Origin of the sequence: Micromonospora sp. NPDC051196 (genome assembly GCF_040682415.1) — a bacterium.
Lineage (GTDB): Bacteria > Actinomycetota > Actinomycetes > Mycobacteriales > Micromonosporaceae > Micromonospora.
Map to the genome: position 1 here is coordinate 1 of NZ_JBFBAY010000048.1, position 1,121 is coordinate 1,121.

Here is a 1,121-nt window from a genome sequence, read left to right on the forward strand (position 1 = left end):
ACCCAGGCCTCACCGAAACACGTCAACGCCGACCGCACCTCATCCCGGTCACGACGCAACACCGAAACAAACCGACCCGACGAACCCTCCGGCAAACAATCCTGCGCCAACGCCGTCAACACACCCGCAGGCCCCAACTCCACAAACAACGACACCTGCTCAGCCGCCAACAACCGCACCCCATCAAAAAACTGCACCGCCTCCCGCACCTGCCGCACCCAATAATCAGCAGACCCCGCCTGCTCACCAGACAACAAACCCCCCGTCACATTCGACACCACCGGAACCGACGGCACCCGCCCCACAACCGTCCCCGCCACCGCCCGAAACTCCTCCAACATCGGCTCCACAAGCGGCGAATGAAACGCATGCGACACCGACAACCACCGCACCTTCACCCCCCGAGCCACCCACCCATCCGCCACCACCCGCACCGCACCCTCATCACCAGAAATCACCGTCGCCGCAGGACCATTCACCGCCGCGACCCCCACCCCCTCCACCAACGACCCCACAACCTCCGACACCCCCACACCAACCGACACCATCGCCCCACCCACCGGCAACGCCTGCATCAAACGCCCACGCGCACCCACCAACCGACACGCATCCGGCAAATCCCACACCCCCGCCACACACGCCGCCGCCAACTCCCCCACCGAATGCCCCAACAAAAAATCCGGCCGCAAACCCCACGACTCCACCAACCGAAACAACGCCACCTCAAGCGCAAACATCGACGCCTGCGTAAACACCGTCTGCCCCAACAACCCCTCATCACCACCAAACATCACATCACGCACCGACCCCCCAACCTCACCATCCAAAAACCCACACACCTCATCCAACGCCCCCGCAAACACCGGAAAACGCTCATACAAACCCCGACCCATCCCCACCCGCTGAGCACCCTGACCCGGAAACAAAAACCCCACCCGAACACCCTCCCGAACCACCCCCGAAACACCACCACCACCACCCAAACCCCCAACAAGCTCACCAACCGAACCACCCACCGACACCAACCGATACCGCAACCCCGACCGAACCCCCAAACCCCGCGCCACCCCCACCACATCCACACCACCCGAACCCACAAAACCCCCAAGCCGAACCCCCTG

Annotated in this window: 1 protein-coding gene; it reads right to left on the bottom strand. The window is 63.6% G+C overall.

Annotated features, from left to right (window positions below; genetic code table 11):
- Positions 1-935, bottom strand: a 935-nt coding sequence (locus AB0M35_RS29130; RefSeq protein WP_363749415.1) for an acyltransferase domain-containing protein, incomplete at its 3' end; no start/stop codon positions are given.
- Positions 936-1,121: the final 186 nt, after the last annotated feature.